The sequence below is a fragment of the Providencia sp. PROV209 genome (assembly GCF_028479485.1).
Classification (GTDB): domain Bacteria; phylum Pseudomonadota; class Gammaproteobacteria; order Enterobacterales; family Enterobacteriaceae; genus Providencia; species Providencia alcalifaciens.
The window spans coordinates 166,038-183,763 of record NZ_JAMPNR010000004.1 but is presented as its reverse complement, the minus strand read 5'-3'; the positions used below and the strand labels follow the sequence as shown (position 1 = coordinate 183,763).

General features: G+C 44.7%; 14 protein-coding genes and 1 tRNA gene. 8 read left to right on the top strand and 7 right to left on the bottom strand.

Annotated features, from left to right (window positions below; genetic code table 11):
• Nucleotides 1–181: 181 nt before the first annotated feature.
• On the bottom strand, nucleotides 182–1,450 hold the full coding sequence (locus PR795_RS05970; RefSeq protein WP_272516713.1) for a tyrosine-type recombinase/integrase: 1,269 nt from the start codon (nucleotides 1,448–1,450) through the stop codon (nucleotides 182–184).
• Nucleotides 1,451–1,638: 188 nt separating this feature from the next.
• Nucleotides 1,639–1,723: transfer RNA gene (locus PR795_RS05965), tRNA-Leu, on the bottom strand.
• Between the two features lie 419 nt (nucleotides 1,724–2,142).
• Between PR795_RS05965 and ampH the strand changes: the two genes are divergently transcribed.
• Nucleotides 2,143–3,369 carry a D-alanyl-D-alanine-carboxypeptidase/endopeptidase AmpH gene (gene ampH / locus PR795_RS05960; RefSeq protein ID WP_181480344.1) on the top strand — a complete coding sequence of 409 codons (1,227 nt, stop codon included), beginning with the start codon at nucleotides 2,143–2,145 and terminating at the stop codon, nucleotides 3,367–3,369.
• Between the two features lie 818 nt (nucleotides 3,370–4,187).
• On the opposite strand, the gene lptG is transcribed toward ampH, so the two are convergent.
• The gene (gene lptG, locus PR795_RS05955) at nucleotides 4,188–5,264 is read right to left on the bottom strand and encodes an LPS export ABC transporter permease LptG (protein WP_006662441.1); all 1,077 of its coding nucleotides are present in this window, start codon (nucleotides 5,262–5,264) and stop codon (nucleotides 4,188–4,190) included.
• Nucleotides 5,264–6,361 carry an LPS export ABC transporter permease LptF gene (gene lptF, locus PR795_RS05950; RefSeq protein ID WP_006658424.1) on the bottom strand — a complete coding sequence of 366 codons (1,098 nt, stop codon included), beginning with the start codon at nucleotides 6,359–6,361 and terminating at the stop codon, nucleotides 5,264–5,266. The genes lptG and lptF overlap by 1 nt, the downstream gene beginning before the upstream one ends.
• A gap of 276 nt (nucleotides 6,362–6,637) precedes the next feature.
• Here lptF and pepA point away from each other — a divergent pair, with 276 nt between their 5' ends.
• From pepA to PR795_RS05920, 6 genes are all read left to right on the top strand, one after another.
• Entirely contained in the window at nucleotides 6,638–8,149 is a 1,512-nt protein-coding gene (pepA, locus tag PR795_RS05945) for a leucyl aminopeptidase (protein ID WP_006658423.1), read from the top strand.
• Nucleotides 8,150–8,507: 358 nt separating this feature from the next.
• On the top strand, nucleotides 8,508–8,957 hold the full coding sequence (locus tag PR795_RS05940; RefSeq protein ID WP_006662440.1) for a DNA polymerase III subunit chi: 450 nt from the start codon (nucleotides 8,508–8,510) through the stop codon (nucleotides 8,955–8,957).
• A 38-nt stretch (nucleotides 8,958–8,995) separates the two neighbouring features.
• Nucleotides 8,996–11,866: a valine--tRNA ligase gene (locus tag PR795_RS05935; protein ID WP_036967740.1), complete on the top strand. Its 2,871-nt coding sequence runs from the start codon at nucleotides 8,996–8,998 to the stop codon at nucleotides 11,864–11,866.
• Between the two features lie 164 nt (nucleotides 11,867–12,030).
• The gene (locus PR795_RS05930; protein ID WP_036976208.1) at nucleotides 12,031–12,534 is read left to right on the top strand and encodes a GNAT family N-acetyltransferase; all 504 of its coding nucleotides are present in this window, start codon (nucleotides 12,031–12,033) and stop codon (nucleotides 12,532–12,534) included.
• 44 nt (nucleotides 12,535–12,578) lie between these two features.
• Nucleotides 12,579–13,349, top strand: coding sequence for a class I SAM-dependent methyltransferase (locus PR795_RS05925; RefSeq protein ID WP_036967627.1), 771 nt, complete (start codon nucleotides 12,579–12,581; stop codon nucleotides 13,347–13,349).
• The gene (locus PR795_RS05920; protein ID WP_181480346.1) at nucleotides 13,349–13,996 is read left to right on the top strand and encodes a GNAT family N-acetyltransferase; all 648 of its coding nucleotides are present in this window, start codon (nucleotides 13,349–13,351) and stop codon (nucleotides 13,994–13,996) included. The genes PR795_RS05925 and PR795_RS05920 overlap by 1 nt, the downstream gene beginning before the upstream one ends.
• A gap of 95 nt (nucleotides 13,997–14,091) precedes the next feature.
• Here PR795_RS05920 and rraB read toward each other — a convergent pair whose 3' ends face one another.
• Nucleotides 14,092–14,514 carry a ribonuclease E inhibitor RraB gene (rraB, locus tag PR795_RS05915; RefSeq protein WP_006657925.1) on the bottom strand — a complete coding sequence of 141 codons (423 nt, stop codon included), beginning with the start codon at nucleotides 14,512–14,514 and terminating at the stop codon, nucleotides 14,092–14,094.
• Between the two features lie 162 nt (nucleotides 14,515–14,676).
• Between rraB and argF the strand changes: the two genes are divergently transcribed.
• Nucleotides 14,677–15,702 carry an ornithine carbamoyltransferase gene (gene argF / locus PR795_RS05910; RefSeq protein ID WP_154629569.1) on the top strand — a complete coding sequence of 342 codons (1,026 nt, stop codon included), beginning with the start codon at nucleotides 14,677–14,679 and terminating at the stop codon, nucleotides 15,700–15,702.
• Nucleotides 15,703–15,750: 48 nt separating this feature from the next.
• Here argF and phnX read toward each other — a convergent pair whose 3' ends face one another.
• Together phnX and phnW are read right to left on the bottom strand one after the other, a co-directional pair.
• Nucleotides 15,751–16,560: a phosphonoacetaldehyde hydrolase gene (gene phnX, locus PR795_RS05905; RefSeq protein WP_006662434.1), complete on the bottom strand. Its 810-nt coding sequence runs from the start codon at nucleotides 16,558–16,560 to the stop codon at nucleotides 15,751–15,753.
• A gap of 2 nt (nucleotides 16,561–16,562) precedes the next feature.
• Entirely contained in the window at nucleotides 16,563–17,672 is a 1,110-nt protein-coding gene (gene phnW / locus PR795_RS05900; protein ID WP_272516712.1) for a 2-aminoethylphosphonate--pyruvate transaminase, read from the bottom strand.
• Between the last annotated feature and the right edge of the window lie 54 nt (nucleotides 17,673–17,726).

Here is a 17,726-nt window from a genome sequence, read left to right as displayed (position 1 = left end):
GGCTAACCTTATACTAAAAGGTAAAAAAACAAACCTATTTTGGTATAAGGTTAGCCCGCCTACTCTATACATTTGAAATTAGCACACTAAAAATTATAGAAATCTTTTGGTAATTAAAACATAAAACTCCAAAATAACCTTATATAACAAGGATAAACTAATTATTATTTAATTTTTAAATCTAGTTATTCATTGAAATATTTATCTTCGCAAAACTAAAAGGTGAAATCTCCTTCGCCCTATTCGCATCCAGATAATCAGCCCACCATTGCACCATCAGCCGCCTTTCCTCAATATGTTCTGCTTTATGAATATAAGCAGCCCTGACTGAATTACGCTCTTGGTGGCTCATTTGCCTCTCTACTGCATCCTTTGACCACAAACCTGACTCAATCAACGAACTACACGCCATTGTTCTAAAACCATGACCACACACTTCCGTCTTAGTATCATAGCCCATCACACGTAATGCATTGTTTACCGTATTTTCACTCATTGGTTTTCTAGGGTTATGATCGCCAATAAAAATCAGCTCATGGTTGCCACTGAATTGATAGATCTGTTTTAAGATCTCAATAGCTTGTCGACTTAAAGGGACTAAGTGAGTAGTACGCATTTTTGATCCGCGATGGGAGTGTTTAACGCCTTCTATCGCTTCGCGTTCAGCGGGGATCGTCCACATAGCATTTTCAAAATCGATTTCATCCCAACGAGCGAAGCGTAGCTCGCTGGAACGAATGAAAACTAACAAGGTAAGTTTGACTGCAAGTTTAGTTAACGGTCTTCCCTTATAATCATCGATGCGCTGTAAGAACTCAGGTAGGCGTTTAAGTTCTAAGGCTGCTCTATGGACTCGTTTCCCCGTAGCAACCGCACCAGCCATATCTTGCGCTGGGTTATAGTCGATTAAACCACTTTGTACTGCATAGCGCATGATGGCTGTTACACGCTGTTGTAAACGTGCTGCCACTTCAAGACGTCCAGATATCTCTACGGCTTTAATCGGTTCAAGTAGATCACGAGTTTTTAGTTCGGCAATATTGCGTTTACCAATAGCCACAAAGATATTGTCCTCAAGGCTTTTGAGGACTCTATGGCTATGCCCTTCCGACCATTTCTTATTGGTTGCATGCCAATCACGTGCAACCTTCTCGAATGTATTAAATTCTTTTTGCTGCTCTTCTTTCACTTCTTTGCGTTTTTCACTGGGATCAAAACCATTAGCAATTAACTTTCTGGCGGCATCTCTTTTCTCTCTGGCTTCTGCGAGTGAGATTTCAGGATAGATACCCAGAGCTAACATTTTTTGCTTACCGCCAAAACGATACTGTAAACGCCAATATTTTGAGCCGTTGGTATGTACCATCAAGTGCATACCATCACCGTCTGTTAATTTATACGATTTATCCAGAGGCTTGGCAGCCCTGACTTTAGCATCAGTAAGAGCCATGATTTATCTCCTTCTGTTGGTACAAACTATTATCGAATCGAGAGATACCAACACATATACCAACAGCAGGTACTTGATGTGGGTTGACCTTAGTATACTTGGGAAGACTCAAAAGTGGGGAAAAGCCTTGTAAAACTGGGATTTTAGATACAAAAAAAGACGTCGGTTGACGTCTCTTGATGTTCTTATGGTGCCGAAGGCCGGACTCGAACCGGCACACCCGAAGGCGGTTGATTTTGAATCAACTGCGTCTACCAATTCCGCCACTCCGGCACGAAGTGATGTGTTTCTTGGAAAACGCAGCCATTATACTTGCCTTATGCCTAGTGGCAACATTTATCTTGAAGAATCAGATTGTTCGATTAAAAAAAAAGCACCTACAAAAATCCTCCAATGAAAAACACAATATCCCCAGTTATGTTCAACAAGATTTGAATATCTATGCTAATTTTCCTATAACTATTTTCATAGCCTTAACCTTTGTGTGACTGGCGACAAAGCGTAATTTTTGTTAGTTTATCCGCACTCTTATGTAAAATTATAAAGGCATATTTTATGGGCTTTGTTGGATGGATAGCCACTGGTCTGGTTATTGGCATCTTAATTGGTGTCATAATGAAAATTTTCTCGAAGAAAAAATAAATATTGGCTGAAAAGCCTTTTATAAACAATCATATCGGCTGGCTTCAAACATGAAGAAAACGTTTCTTAAAATTTTGTCGGTATCCGCATTGTCTGCGGCATTGATGGCGTGCTCCTCAACGACAGAAACAACCTCGCAAACCCCACAAAGTGGCATGCTTGCAGGTAATTCCGAATGGCAAATATTCGAAGGTGATAGACGAACTTACGAACGAGTCACCAAAATTGTCGATATGTATGCGAACCGCATTTATAACGAAAGCGATGCCCGTGGCATGGCGATTATCGTTATTGATAATAACCAAACCTTATCCCGCTATTATGGGGAAACTGCGCCGGGTAGCAGACAAAAACCGGGTCCTAATTCCCTGATCCGTATCGCTTCTGTTAGCAAATTAATGACCAGTGAAATCTTAATTAAACTGGAGCTAGATAAAAAATTAGCGATTACCGACCCGCTACAGCAATACAGCTACAACGGCGTTACTGTTCCAGATAACAACAGCGGACAGCCTATCCGACTGTATCATTTAGCGAGCCATACTAGTGGCTTACCTCGTGAGCAACCCGGTGGAAAATGGGGGCGTCCGGTGTTTATTTGGCCAACCCAAGAGAACCGTTGGACATGGCTGAAAACCGGTAAGCTCGATTTTACGCCGGGTACTGAAGCGGCTTATTCCAACCTCGCCTATGATTTACTTGCTGATGCCATGGTTAAAGCAACGGGGCAGTCATACCCGCAATTGTTCAGCAAATACGTGACCTCTCCGGCGAAAATGACGGATACCACCTATACGCCAAGTAAAAATCAGTGTGCCCGATTAATGGAAGGCACCAAGCCAAGCCCATGCCACAACACCCTTGCGGCGGCAGGTAGCGGCGGCGTGTACTCAACCCCTGCTGATATGCAGAAGTGGATGCAGCAATTTTTATCCACAGATAATAACTTACGTAAAGCCACCGCAGCTCGCGAACAAGGTATTTTCTTCCCACGTGAAAAACTTATTGATGCCAAGGGAATGGATGTCGCTGGTTACGCAGATGGGCTGGGTCTAGGCTGGGTTTATATGAAGCCTAAAAACGGTATTCCGGGGATCTACCAGAAAACCGGTGGCGGCGGCGGATTTAATACCTATATGGCGATGATCCCACAGCAAAATATTGCGGTATTCGTGGTGATGACCCGTAAAGAGGGTAGCAAGTTCAGTAAGTTAACTGCCGGTGTTAACGATATGGTCGCTTCGTTGTCCTCTAACCATGCGTATGGGAAAAATTGAAAGGGTACCGCCGACGCGATTAATGCACTGGCGAGTTATACCCCTACCCTAAAACGCGGATTTGTGCGCCTACTGACATTTATCGTGACAACTGCCTGAGCCCTTCAGGCAGTTTTTTATTCGCCGCTCTTTCTGATAGACGGCTGCTTTTTGTGCAATATTTTAGAATGACCTTTCGCTACTCTTAGACCTTATCACTCATTATTGACAAAGGAACTAAGATGAAAATTATCCCGTTTTTCGCTCATAACATATTACGTCCCAGCTCCGTATAATCAGGAACGAACACTGTTTCTGAATGAGTACAGCAACTCAGAAATGTATTTAATCATCAAAAAGCCTTTCCACAGCCTAAAAAACCAGACTATGTCGAAATAGATCTTTCAAGATCTGGTTAATGAGAAAGCGGATGATCCGAACATTGAAGCCACCGCCGAGTATAAAAACTATTCGCAGATACCATGATCGAAGCAAAGCAATCATTCATTCATTCAAGCGACCTGGAAAAATGCTTATAGAATTAGAAAATCATACAGTGCAAATGGCGGTTCTTTCTCCTATGCACAACAGATTGCCAACAAAAGTGGGAAAAACGTGATAGGCATTATCGGTGAATATACATCTCAGACGGAACAAAAAAGGTCCAGCATGAATTATTTAAGCTACAAGGAAAAATTCAATCGATGCTGAGTAATTTCGGTAATTTTATCTTCAGCATAAAATGAGTGTGTTCTTAAAATGGAGACTTGCCATCAGCAATAAAAAAGGCTGTAAAATCATTCGATTCTACAGCCTTTTTTCAATTTAAAGGGAATGAACTATTTTCGTTTAACTAACAAGAAGATACTCACACCCAAGAACAAGACACTCGGCAGCGCTGCTGCAACCACAGGCGGAATGGAGTAAACCAAACTCCAGTTACCAAAACCTTGGTTTAAGATGTAGAACAAGAAGCCGCCAACAATCCCTGAAACCACACGTACCCCCATTGGAACAGTACGTAGAGGTCCGAAGATAAAGGAAACCGCCATCAACATCATTACCGCCGCAGACAATGGCGCCAGAATTTTTTGCCACATACTCAGCTGATACACCGAAGCCACTTGCCCACTCTCTTTCAAATACGTGATGTACTGATACAGCCCACGAATCGAGAGGGAATCCGCATTCAGGGAAACAATCCCTAATTTTTCCGGTGTTAGATTGGTTTTCCAGTCATAGGTTAAACGCTGTGAACCCGTGATTTTTTGCTGGCTACCTAAGATAGATTCCTGAACTTGGGATAATACCCACAATTTTTTATCTGCATCGTAAGTTCCACGTGCCGCAAACATCACTGACTCTAATTTGCGATGATCATCGAAGCGATAAATAGAAACATCTTGGATGGTGCTTGCATCTTTAATGCGCTGGATATAGATAAAGTCATGGGCATCTTTCGCCCACATACCTGAATCTGTTACGACCAAAGAGCTACCCACAATTTTTTCTGCGCGGTAATTACGCGCCCATTGTTCGCCTGCAGGTGCAACCCACTCCCCCATGATCATCGTAACGATAACCAATGGAATCGCTGTTTTCATCACCGACATCGCAATTTGCAAACGGGTAAAACCTGACGCTTGCATCACCACCAGTTCACTGCGGGAAGCTAACGCTCCTAATCCCAACAATGCCCCCAATAATGCCGCCATTGGGAAGAAAATATCGATATCTTTGGGAACGGTTAATAAGGTGAAAACCCCTGCGCTCATCGCCGTGTAATCACCGTCACCCACTTTGCGAAGCTGCTCGACAAATTTGATGATCCCTGAAAGGGAAACCAATAAAAACAGCGTCATCAAAATCGAATTGAGGATAGTTCGACCGATATACCTATCTAAAACACCAAACATCAGGCAACCCCTCTGGTCAACTTAGCGCGTACTTTGCGCATTGGTACGGTATCCCATAAATTCAGAATCACTGCTAATAGCAAGTAACCCAAGTTAACCGCCCACATCGCATATTTAGGATCGATGTCTCCCTTATCGGCGCTATTACGTAACGTACTTTGTAATAAGAAGAAAATCAGATACAACAACATGGCAGGGATCATACTGAGTACGCGCCCTTGACGAGGGTTCACTTCACTCAGCGGCACTACCATCAACGCCATCACGACCACAGAGAACACAATGGTTAGACGCCAGTGGAATTCAGCATTGACCTCAGGGTTATCTTCATTCCACAGCTGCATCATGGTTTTTTGTTCCACTTTGTCAGTACTCACATCCGTGGCTTTATGATCAACAACTGCTTGGTAATTCACAAAATCAGTGATGCGGAAATCGCGTAACATCGCAGTACCTTCGTAGCGTGTTCCTTGGTCCAGCACCACCATTTGGCGACCATATTCATCTTCTTTCATATAACCGCTATCTGCCACAACAACGGATGGACGTTGCTCATTGGCTGTACGCAGCTGTGCTAAGAAAACATTTTTAAAATCATTGCCTTTGACTTCACCGATGTACAACACAAAGTTGCCATCTTTGGTGGTTTTAAACTGCCCTTCCACCATTGCGGCTAAGCCAGGGTTGGCTTTCGCATCGGCCAATACTTGCTCTTGATACTGAGACGACCAAGGCAGCATCCACGTAATATTGGCAACCGCAACTAAAGCGGTCAATGCAGCGAGTACCAGTGCCGCTTTCACAAGCACACTTTTACCCAGACCGCAGGCATGCATCACAGTAATTTCGCTTTCTGTGTACAATTTGCTGTAAGTCATCAATAGCCCAAGAAATAGGCTTAAAGGTAAGATGAGTTGCGCCATTTCCGGCACACCTAATCCTAATAATGGAAGAACTAAATTCGAAGGAATATTCCCTTGAACAGCGGCACCTAAGATGTCGATGGACTTTTGACTAAAAAAGATCAGCAAAAGGACAAAAAGTATCGCCAGCTGACTTTTTAGGGTTTCCCGAACCAAATATCGAATAATGATCACGCTTATTACGCCTGTGAAAACTTGTCTTTTGGGATGAAAATGGCTAAGTTCGTTCTATGACAGCCATTTACTAAAATATACTCTGGTTTATTGTTTGGCTAGAATGATATAAAAGCATTATCTATACTACGTACTATATCGGAATATGCTTAATATAAGCAAAACTAGGTATTTGCTCAATTTAACACAAAGAGTTCATTCTCTATAAGCCAGATCATGCGAAAGGCTAATTTTAACTGGAGCATCGACCTTTGTCTTTAAGATTCAGGAGAACGCATGGAGTTTAGTGTAAAAAGTGGTAGCCCGGAAAAACAACGTAGCGCTTGTATCGTTGTCGGAGTCTTTGAACCACGCCGTCTGTCCCCTATCGCTGAACAGCTGGACAAAATCAGTGACGGATATATCAGCGCCCTGCTGCGCCGTGGTGAGCTTGAAGGTAAAGTAGGTCAATCCTTACTGCTGCATCATGTGCCTAACGTTCTATCTGAGCGTATTTTACTGATCGGTTGCGGAAAAGAACGTGAACTCGATGAGCGTCAATTCAAACAAATCATTCAGAAAACCATTAGCACTCTGAATGAAACTGGCTCAATGGAAGCCGTTTGTTTCTTGACTGAGCTACATGTAAAAGGTCGCAATAACTACTGGAAAGTTCGCCAAGCAGTGGAAACAGCGAAAGAATCCTTATACGTGTTCGATCAACTGAAAAGTAATAAAACAGAGCATCGTCGTCCACTGCGTAAATTGGTATTCAACGTACCAACGCGCCGTGAACTGACCAGCGGTGAGCGCGCAATCGCCCACGGTTTAGCGATCGCATCTGGCGTTAAAGCCGCTAAAGATTTGGGTAATATGCCACCAAATATCTGTAACGCTGGCTATTTAGCATCGCAAGCTCGCCAACTGGCTGATATTTCGGACAGCAAACTGACCACCCGCGTGATCGGTGAAGAGCAGATGAAAGAGCTGGGTATGAACGCATACTTAGCGGTAGGTCAGGGTTCACAAAACGAATCCCTGATGTCCATCATGGAATACAAAGGCAGCCCAGATCCAGAGTGCAAACCAATTGTGCTGGTCGGTAAAGGCTTAACCTTCGACTCAGGCGGTATTTCCATCAAGCCAGCTGATGGCATGGATGAAATGAAATACGACATGTGCGGCGCAGCGACCGTTTATGGCGTAATGCGCTTTATTACTGAGCTGCAACTGCCAATTAACGTAGTCGGTGTATTGGCTGGCTGTGAAAACATGCCAGGCGGACACGCTTATCGCCCTGGTGACGTTCTGACAACGATGTCTGGTCAGACTGTTGAAGTCCTGAATACTGACGCTGAAGGTCGTTTAGTGCTGTGCGATACTCTGACTTACGTGGAGCGTTTCGAGCCTGAACTGGTTATCGATATCGCGACATTAACAGGCGCGTGCGTCATTGCCTTAGGTAGCCACTACACTGGATTGATGTCTAATCATAACCCACTGGCTCATGAACTGTTAAATGCCTCTGAGCAAGCGGGTGACCGTGCTTGGCGTTTACCATTAGCAGATGAGTATTATGAGCAAATCAGCTCTAACTTTGCTGATTTAGCAAACACCGGTGGTCGTCCGGGTGGCGCAATCACTGCTGGCTGCTTCTTAGCGCGTTTCACTGGTAAGTATAACTGGGCGCACTTGGATATCGCAGGTACAGCATGGCGTTCAGGTAAAGCCAAAGGGGCTACTGGTCGTCCGGTTTCCATGTTGGCTCAGTTCTTACTGAACCGTGCAGGCTTAAATGGCGACGAGTAATTTCGATTACGATTGATAATCGCGATTCACTAAGTTGTTATTATAATATCCCGATGAGCAAACTCTGCGATTCGGGATATTGTTTTTAAGCAACAAGCAGTTAGGTCACTCTCACCACACCATTTTGAGGCTGTGGTAAAAACGAGTATAATTCAGCGCAGATTTAATCTTGCTTTAGGTCAGCGAAAGAGCACAACCAGCACCCTGCAAATTGAAGGATGGCGATCCACGCTATACCCTAGATAATTCAGTTTGTAGGTAGGCGGCAAGTGATTGAGACCTTAGGAGCATACACAAGTATGTGACTAAGGCGAGAGCGCGTAGCCAACACCCCTACAAATTGAAGTATGACGGGTATATGAAAAAAGGTACATTTTACTTACTTGAACAGCCCTCCCCACAAGCCGAATATGAAGCCCATGAATGGCTTGCTTGTGAGCTTGCTGCACAAGCGTGGCGCAATGGAAAACGTATTCTGATTGCCTGCGAAAATCAGCAACAAGCTGAAAAAATGGATGAGGCACTTTGGCAGCGAGATCCTCACCAATTTGTCCCCCACAATTTAGCAGGAGAAGGTCCCCGCTATGGTGCGCCAATTGAAATTTGCTGGCCGAATAAACGGGGTAATACACCTCGCGATATTCTGATTAATTTACAAAGCCAATTCGCAGATTTTGCAACGGCTTTCCATGAAGTGATAGACTTTGTGCCTATCGATGAAACTTTAAAACAGTTGGCGCGTGACCGGTATAAAATTTACCGGAGCGTCGGCTTCAACTTGACCATGGCGACGCCGCCAACTTACTGAATACAAAGATAAAAATGGAAAAGAAACCAGAGAACGCAATGATCGAGCCATCCCTCGACAAAACTTATAACCCAGCGGAAATCGAACAATCCCTGTATACCCACTGGGAAAAAAGCGGTTATTTCCGTCCTAACGGTGATACTTCAAAAGACAGCTTCTGCGTGGTTATTCCGCCACCAAACGTCACCGGTAGCCTGCACATGGGTCACGCCTTCCAACAAACCATCATGGATACCATGATCCGTTACCAACGTATGCAAGGGAAAAATACCCTGTGGCAAACGGGTACTGACCACGCAGGTATCGCGACCCAAATGGTGGTTGAACGTAAAATTGCAGCTGAAGAAGGCAAAAATCGCCATGATTACGGTCGTGATGCGTTTATCGATAAAATCTGGGAATGGAAAGCCGAATCTGGTGGCACTATTTCTCAACAAATGCGCCGTTTAGGTGACTCTGTTGACTGGGATCGCGAACGTTTCACGATGGATGAAGGGCTGTCTAAAGCCGTTAAAGAAGCTTTCGTCCGTATGTACAAAGAGAATTTAATCTATCGTGGTAAGCGTCTGGTTAACTGGGACCCGAAACTGCACACAGCTATTTCAGATCTGGAAGTTGAAAACCGCGAAGTCAAAGGTTCCATGTGGCACCTGCGTTATCCACTGGCTGATGGCGCGAAAACAGCGGAAGGAAAAGACTACTTAGTGGTTGCAACCACACGTCCAGAAACCATGCTGGGTGATACTGGTGTCGCCGTTAACCCTGAAGATCCACGTTATAAGGATTTAATTGGCAAAGAAATTATTCTGCCAATTATCAATCGCCGTATTCCAATCGTCGGTGATGAACACGCCGATATGGAAAAAGGTACTGGCTGCGTAAAAATTACCCCAGCTCATGATTTCAACGACTATGAAGTCGGTAAGCGTCACCAACTGACCATGATCAATATGATGGACTTGGATGGTAACGTTCGTAACGAAGCGGAAGTATTCGATACCAACGGCAACCCTTGCACCGATTACAGCAGCGAAATTCCTGAAGCTTACCGTGGTATGGAGCGTTTTGCTGCCCGTAAAGCTATCGTCGCTGAATTTGAACAATTAGGCTTACTGGTCGAAGTCAAACCTCACGATTTAACCGTACCTTACGGTGACCGTGGTGGCGTGGTTATCGAGCCAATGCTGACTGACCAATGGTACGTACGTACTGCGCCTTTAGCGAAAGACGCTATCAAAGCCGTTGAAGATGGTCGTATCCAATTCGTTCCGCGCCAATACGAAAACATGTATTTCTCTTGGATGCGTGATATCCAAGACTGGTGTATTTCTCGTCAATTATGGTGGGGTCACCGTATTCCAGCTTGGTATGACGACAAAGGCAATGTTTACGTGGGTCGTGATGAAGACGAAGTTCGCCGCGAAAACAACTTAGGTGCCGATGTGGCACTGCGTCAAGATGACGACGTATTAGATACGTGGTTCTCTTCTGGTCTGTGGACATTCTCAACCTTAGGCTGGCCAGAAAATACCGATGCGCTGAAAACTTTCCATCCAACAGATGTATTAGTCAGTGGATTCGATATTATTTTCTTCTGGATTGCCCGTATGATCATGATGACCATGCATTTCATCAAAGATGAAAATGGCGAGCCTCAAGTTCCGTTTAAAACCGTGTACATGACAGGTCTGATCCGCGATGAAGAAGGTCAGAAAATGTCTAAATCTAAAGGGAACGTTATCGACCCACTGGATATGATCGACGGTATTTCATTGGAAGCCTTACTGGAAAAACGTACTGGCAACATGATGCAGCCACAACTGGCTGAGAAAATTGCTAAGCGTACTCGTAAAGAGTATCCAGACGGCATTGAAGCACACGGTACTGATGCCCTGCGCTTTACCTTAGCGGCACTGGCATCAACGGGTCGCGATATCAACTGGGATATGAAGCGTCTGTCCGGTTACCGTAACTTCTGTAATAAATTATGGAATGCGAGCCGCTTCGTTCTGATGAACACCGAAGGTCAAGATTGCGGTCAAAACGGCGGCGAAATGAGCTTCTCATTAGCGGATCGCTGGATCATGGCGCAGTTCAACCAAACCGTAAAAGCGTACCGTGAAGCGCTAGATACCCACCGTTACGATATCGCCGCGGGCATTCTGTATGATTTCACATGGAATGAATTCTGTGACTGGTACTTAGAGCTGTCTAAACCTGCGGTTCATAAAGGTAATGAAGCCCAAGTTCGTGCGGCACGCTTCACCCTGATTGAAGTACTGGAAGGCTTACTGCGTCTGGCTCACCCAATCATTCCATTTATCACCGAAACCATCTGGCAGCGCGTGAAAGTGGTGAAAGGTATTGAAGCTGATACCATCATGCTGCAAGCATTCCCAGAGTTCGATGCGGCGAAAGTGGATGAGCTAGCACTGAGCGATTTAGAGTGGATTAAAGAAGCGATCATTGCTGTACGTAATATTCGTGCAGAAATGAACATTGCGCCGGGTAAACCACTGGATGTCATGTTACGTGGTGCGTCAGCTGATGCCGCACGTCGCGTTGCAGAAAACGAAAACTTTATCCGTTCTATGGCGCGTTTAGCGAGCATCCGTGTCCTAGCTGAAGGCGAAGAAGCCCCAGTTTCTGTGACTAAATTAGTCGCAGGCGCTGAAGTGCTGATCCCAATGGCTGGTCTGGTTGATAAAGACGCTGAGCTGGCTCGTTTAGATAAAGAGCTGGAAAAAGTGGTAAAAGAAATTGATACCATTGAAAGCAAGCTGGCAAACGAAGGCTTTGTAAGCCGTGCCCCTGCTGCCGTGGTTGAGAAAGAGCGCGCGCGTTTAGCGGAAAATATCGAAGCGAAAGCGAAGATTGAAGCGCAAAAAGTGACTATCGCCTCTTTATAATCATTACGCTTTAAATCTCTAGCCCTGACTCGTCGCCGATGAGTTAGGGCTTTTTTGTATTCTGAGTATTGAAAAGCCTAGGAAGATACTCAATATCATAAATATTGCACCAGTAAATAGTGCAATTAAAAATATAAATAATACAAATAGAAAGAGATATTCTTATGACAACAAACACAACCTCAACCGTTCAAGTTCGTTTAATTCAACCTCAAGATAACCCAGGGATCGCCGCTGTTATTCGTGAGGTTTCCGCTGAACATGGGCTAACCGCAGATAAAGGTTTCGCAGTTGCGGATCCTATTTTAGACACGCTGTATGAAGTGTACAGTAAGCCTCGTAGCGCTTATTGGGTGGTGGAAATGGACGGTAAAGTGGTTGGCGGTGGCGGCATTTCACAAGTCGCCGGTGGTGATGAACACACCGCTGAATTACAGAAAATGTATCTCTCTTCTGTGCTGCGCGGAAAAGGTTTAGCCAAGCAAATCGTCTTAATGTCTTTGGAATTCGCTAAGCAGCAAGGCTACACCCGCTGTTACTTAGAAACCACCAAAGAGCTACAAGCTGCGATTAAACTGTATGAAAAATTAGGTTTCGACTTTATCGACGAGCCTTTGGGTAATACAGGGCATAGCGACTGTGAAATTCGGATGCTGAAAACCCTGTAATTCTCACCGCCTCATTATTCAACATCAAAGAGATATCGCAGCCAATGACGTCACTGTATGAAGATGCACTCTATGAAGACCCGATGCTTGCCCGCTTCTATGATCTAGACAATAGTTTGCAACGGACAGATTATGCGGTCTACCTTAACCGTGCATCTTCTGCACAGCATATTTTAGATTTAGGCTGCGGTACTGGCACGTTACTCACCGCCATTGCGGAGCAATATCCACATACTACTTTGGTCGGTGTCGATCCCGCGCAAGCGATGTTGGATATTGCTCAACAAAAAACAAGTCGCGTTCGTTGGGTAAACAGTACTGCCGAAAAGCTCAATCTGGACATGAAATTTGATTTGATCATTTTATCTGGTCACGCTTTTCAAGTTTTTTTGACTCAAGAACAACGAATTTCCGCATTGCAAGCCATGCAGCGACATCTCACTGCCGATGGCACGATTGTATTTGATAGCCGCAACCCAGCGGTTGAAGAGTGGAGAGAGTGGACGCCTGAATTATCTCGTGAATCCCTCACGACCCAAGAATTTGGCGAAGTCACTCTTTGGAATGATGTTGCTGAGCTGAATGGCATTGTCCGCTATCAAACATTCTACCAACAAGGTGAGAATGGCCCGATATTCCGTGCTGAATCGGATATTGCCTTTCCGACACTCAGCGACATTGCTCAGGCCGTTGAATTTTGTGGTTTACGTGTTCGTTATCTTTACGGTGACTGGCAGTTGAATGCTTTTCAAGAGAACTCCCCTGAAATGGTGTTTACGCTTGAGCATGCCAGCCCTTCTTCGGTGAGCTCATAATGGCCAACTTAATAATCAATCACGACCCGCTCGTCATTGAACCTTTAGAGGAAGCAAGCATTGATAGTGCTAACACGCTATTTTATGAAGCCTTTTCCTCTAAATTTAAAACCATTAGCGATATGCCAGAAGCCCAGCGTCAGGGGGTGTTATCTCTATTTTGGCAGCGCGGTCTGAGTGACCCCTATGATAGGCACTTTCAGGTTAAATTAAATGGCAATCTAGTCGCAGTTTATGGTATCACTTACGGCGTAAAACGCGTTCAAGAACAAGCACCTACTCCCGTTTCATTAATGCAAATCCTGCGTAAAGCGGGCTTCTTCCGCTTTATGAAGATCAGCCGCATTTTTCAGTTATTTGTACACAGACCAAGACCAGATACCGCCTACCTTTCTTACTTATGTGTCGATAACAAGTTACGAGGTATGGGAATTGGTAATCGCGTGTTAGATCACATTGAAAAACAAGCAGCCGCAGATCCTAAGCTCACCCGAGTTTCTTTGTATGTATCTGATTTGAATACCAAGGCAAGAGAACTTTATTTACGCCGTGGTTATACCGATGAGAAATATGAAACGTCTCGCACCACATTACGCTATATGGATATTTATGGATGGCACTATATGGTACGAGAATTAACTGAATGACATAAAAACAAAAAAGCACTGACGATATTCTCGTTCAGTGCTTTTTTATTTTTCAATCTGGCGAGATTATCACCGATTGAAATTTGAAGAATCAATTAGTGAACACGATTTTCGGACTCATCATCCCCTTCGTCGTCACCGTCTTCATCATCATATTCTGCGTCTGGATCTTCAAAATAGGTGCCCCAACCATCGTAGTTCACACCCATTTTTTCGGCTAATTTCATTAACTGTTCAACTTGTGCGTCGATCAGTTCTGCATTTAGCGCACTTTCACTGATGACATCGCAACACATCAGGGTTTCACCTGTTTCAATTTCCAGTTCTTCCGCATCAGTGACTTCATAGCCCAGTTTGAATGCTTCAACAGCCGCTTTTTCTAACAATTCAAAATTGTTTGCAGAAAAGTGATGCTCAATTGCATACAGCGCATCAGGATCACTTCCATCTTCCAGTAACTCTTCAATGATCAGGCGAGTTTCTTCGTACTGCGCATCAAATTCAGCTTTATCTACCATCTCCACACCCCTTATTCCGTGGTATTAGTCTCTGGCTCATTCTCCCATAGGGTCAAGAGTGAAACCATACCTAATAAAATAATTTCTTTTGCATGAGGGGTTGATTTTGAATTTTTATGACTATAAATTGAATATTAATTCAATTATAAAAGGCTGTAATTTATGAACCCCCTACACGGAAAGCATTTTTTAAGATTATTAGATTTCACCTCTAACGATATTCATGCATTATTAAAACTCTCCGCTTGGCTAAAATTAGCCAAAAAATCTGGTACAGAGCCACCTTTATTAGCCGGTAAGAATTTTGCGCTGATCTTCGAGAAAGATTCCACACGGACGCGCTGCGCATTTGAAGTCGGCGCTTTCGACCAAGGGGCAAGAGTTACCTATCTTGGGCCATCCGGTAGCCAAATCGGGCACAAGGAGACCATGAAAGACACCGCCAGAGTATTGGGTCGGATGTACGATGGCGTGCAATATCGGGGTTATGCACAAAGCACCGTCGAAACATTAGCTCAGCATGCGGGAGTGCCTGTCTGGAATGGATTAACTAACGAATTCCATCCCACACAGTTATTAGCCGATTTGCTTACCATTCAAGAACATAAACCCAATACCCCACTTTCACAAATTAAATTTGCTTACTTAGGGGATGCACGCAATAACATGGGAAATTCAATGTTAGAAGCAGCGGCATTAACAGGCATGGAGCTGCGTTTAGTGGCACCAAAAAGCTGCTGGCCAGAGGCTGAATTAGTTGCAGAGTGCCAGAAAATCGCTAAAACCACTGGCGGAAAAATCATTCTGACGGAAAACGTGGCAGAAGGCGTTAAAGACGCAGATTTTCTGTATACCGATGTGTGGGTTTCGATGGGAGAACCTAAAGAAGTCTGGGCGCAACGCATTGCTTTAATGAAACCGTACCAAGTGAATATGGACGTGATCAAACTGACGGGTAACCCAGACGTGAAATTCTTACACTGCCTGCCGGCATTTCATAATGAAGACACTACATTAGGCGCTCAGCTTGCCAAAGAGTTTAATCTTTATGGTGGACTGGAAGTGACGGAAGAGGTGTTTGAATCCCCTTACAGCATCGTCTTCGACCAAGCGGAAAACCGCCTGCATACCATTAAAGCGGTGATGGTGGCGACGCTCGCCCCTGAATTACCAATAAATATACTCTAAATTCATCGACCAAGTAGGCGACCCTACTTGGTCAAACTAACCTGAAACTTATGGCTTCTCACCGTTTGCCAGTCTGCCGTTGATTTCGTCAATCACTCGAGGAAGATCGGACAAGGTATCAATCACATAATGGGCGCCCGCCGCATACAGTTTGTCCGCAGCTTGCTGACGTAATGGAGAAATATCTTCTTGGCTCATGCCTTGATATTCATCCCATGTTTTACCAAATTCATTACCTGAAATCGCTAATCCAATGCTCCACATTCCCGCATTGCGCCCCTCTTCAATTCCCGGTACGGCATCATCCACTTTCACACAATGGGAGACGGAATTGACCGCCAGTTCAATCACATTTTGCAGCGCCATCCACGGCCCTGGACGTCCGCCAGCTGCTAAATCATCACTGGCAATCCAGTAATCGGGTTGATACCCCAATGTGGCCGCCGCTGGAACCAACTTTTCCATCACTGCTCTTGGGTAGCCTGAACAGGAACCAATTTTAACTCCTTGCCCACGCAGCGTTGTAATCGTGCTAACAACCCCATCAATCGGCGCTGCAAAATCAACCACTTTAGCAATCTGTAACGGCATAAAAGTTTGGTAAATAGCATCGATATCTTCGCTGGTCATTGAGCGTCCAAACCTTGCCTGCCACATCGCATCAATCTCTGGTAGTTTTCCTAACGCTTCAATATGCTGCCATTTACCTAACCCCATCGGGATACGGGCTTGAGCCAAGGTGATATCAATATCGAATGCGGATTTAAACGCCTCAATAAAAATTTGAGTGGGGGCGAATGAGCCGAAATCTACCGTCGTTCCCGCCCAATCTAAAATAACAGCTTCAATACGGTTCATCATTAATCCTTCTTTTCCCAATACATCGCATTTTTTATCGCAACCAATAAGGCATCGATATGATGCGGATACACTTCACCAATATTACCAATGCGGAAACAATCGCTCTTCGAAACTTTACCCGGATAGATTACAAAGCCTTGTACTTTGAGCTGCTGATAAAATTGGTTGAACTGATAATCTTCGGCATCTGGCGAATAAAATGCCGTGATAATCGGCGATTGTTGGCTATCATCTAATAATGTGCGAAAGCCCAATTGGCGCATACCTTCCACCAGCTTGCGCTGATTCTGTTGATAACGCTGGAAACGAGCGTTCACGCCGCCTTCTTGCACCAGTTCCTTCAATGCTTGTGCAAAAGCCAAAACAGTGTGCGTTGGGGAAGTAAAACGCCATTTGCCATGGAACTGCTCCATACAGTGCCACTGGGCATAGAGATCAAGTGAAAGCGAGCGAGAGCGCCCTGCGCATTTCTCCAGCTCACAAGTGCGAGCAATCACAAACCCAAAACCCGGCCCCCCTTGAATACACTTGTTTGCAGAGCTGATCAGAAAATCAATATTCATCGCCCCCACATCCAGAGGGATCCCCCCAAAGCTACTCATCGCATCCACGATATAGCGTTTTTGATACCGCTTAGCTAATTCGGCGACTCGCTCAATTGGATTCAAAATACCCGTAGTCGTTTCGCAGTGCACCATAGCGATATGACTAATTTGGCTATCTTGTTGGAGTAGTTGCTCAATCTGTGACACATCAGGTAACGCCACTTCTCCACAATCATAAACATGATGGGAAATACCCATTAATTGCGCCATTTCAGCCATTCGGGCACCATAAGCGCCATTACTCACAATCAAGATTTTATCTTGAGGCTCTAGCACTGAACCCAGTACAGCTTCGACTGCATAGCTGCCACTTCCTTGGAGTAACACACTGGTATACCCCGCTTGGGTTGTCGCCAATTCCACCAGCTGTTGGCGAATACGCTGCACCACGCCTAAGTTATAGTCATCGTCCCATGTGCAGCTATCAAATAGCATCGCCTCTTTTACCGTTTGCGACGTGGTCAAAGGTCCCGGTGTTAACAGCAGATATTGATTCATTGTCATTTAAATTCACCATTGGTCTATACCAGATTAATATTATAATGACGGCAGATGAAC

Coding starts and splice junctions, on each gene's coding strand:
- PR795_RS05970 (WP_272516713.1), bottom strand. CDS start 1,450: ATGGCTCTTACTGATGCTAAAGTCAGGGCTGCCAAGCCTCTGGATAAA.
- ampH (WP_181480344.1), top strand. CDS start 2,143: ATGAAGAAAACGTTTCTTAAAATTTTGTCGGTATCCGCATTGTCTGCG.
- lptG (WP_006662441.1), bottom strand. CDS start 5,264: ATGTTTGGTGTTTTAGATAGGTATATCGGTCGAACTATCCTCAATTCG.
- pepA (WP_006658423.1), top strand. CDS start 6,638: ATGGAGTTTAGTGTAAAAAGTGGTAGCCCGGAAAAACAACGTAGCGCT.
- PR795_RS05940 (WP_006662440.1), top strand. CDS start 8,508: ATGAAAAAAGGTACATTTTACTTACTTGAACAGCCCTCCCCACAAGCC.
- PR795_RS05935 (WP_036967740.1), top strand. CDS start 8,996: ATGATCGAGCCATCCCTCGACAAAACTTATAACCCAGCGGAAATCGAA.
- PR795_RS05930 (WP_036976208.1), top strand. CDS start 12,031: ATGACAACAAACACAACCTCAACCGTTCAAGTTCGTTTAATTCAACCT.
- PR795_RS05925 (WP_036967627.1), top strand. CDS start 12,579: ATGACGTCACTGTATGAAGATGCACTCTATGAAGACCCGATGCTTGCC.
- PR795_RS05920 (WP_181480346.1), top strand. CDS start 13,349: ATGGCCAACTTAATAATCAATCACGACCCGCTCGTCATTGAACCTTTA.
- rraB (WP_006657925.1), bottom strand. CDS start 14,514: ATGGTAGATAAAGCTGAATTTGATGCGCAGTACGAAGAAACTCGCCTG.
- argF (WP_154629569.1), top strand. CDS start 14,677: ATGAACCCCCTACACGGAAAGCATTTTTTAAGATTATTAGATTTCACC.
- phnX (WP_006662434.1), bottom strand. CDS start 16,560: ATGAACCGTATTGAAGCTGTTATTTTAGATTGGGCGGGAACGACGGTA.
- phnW (WP_272516712.1), bottom strand. CDS start 17,672: ATGACAATGAATCAATATCTGCTGTTAACACCGGGACCTTTGACCACG.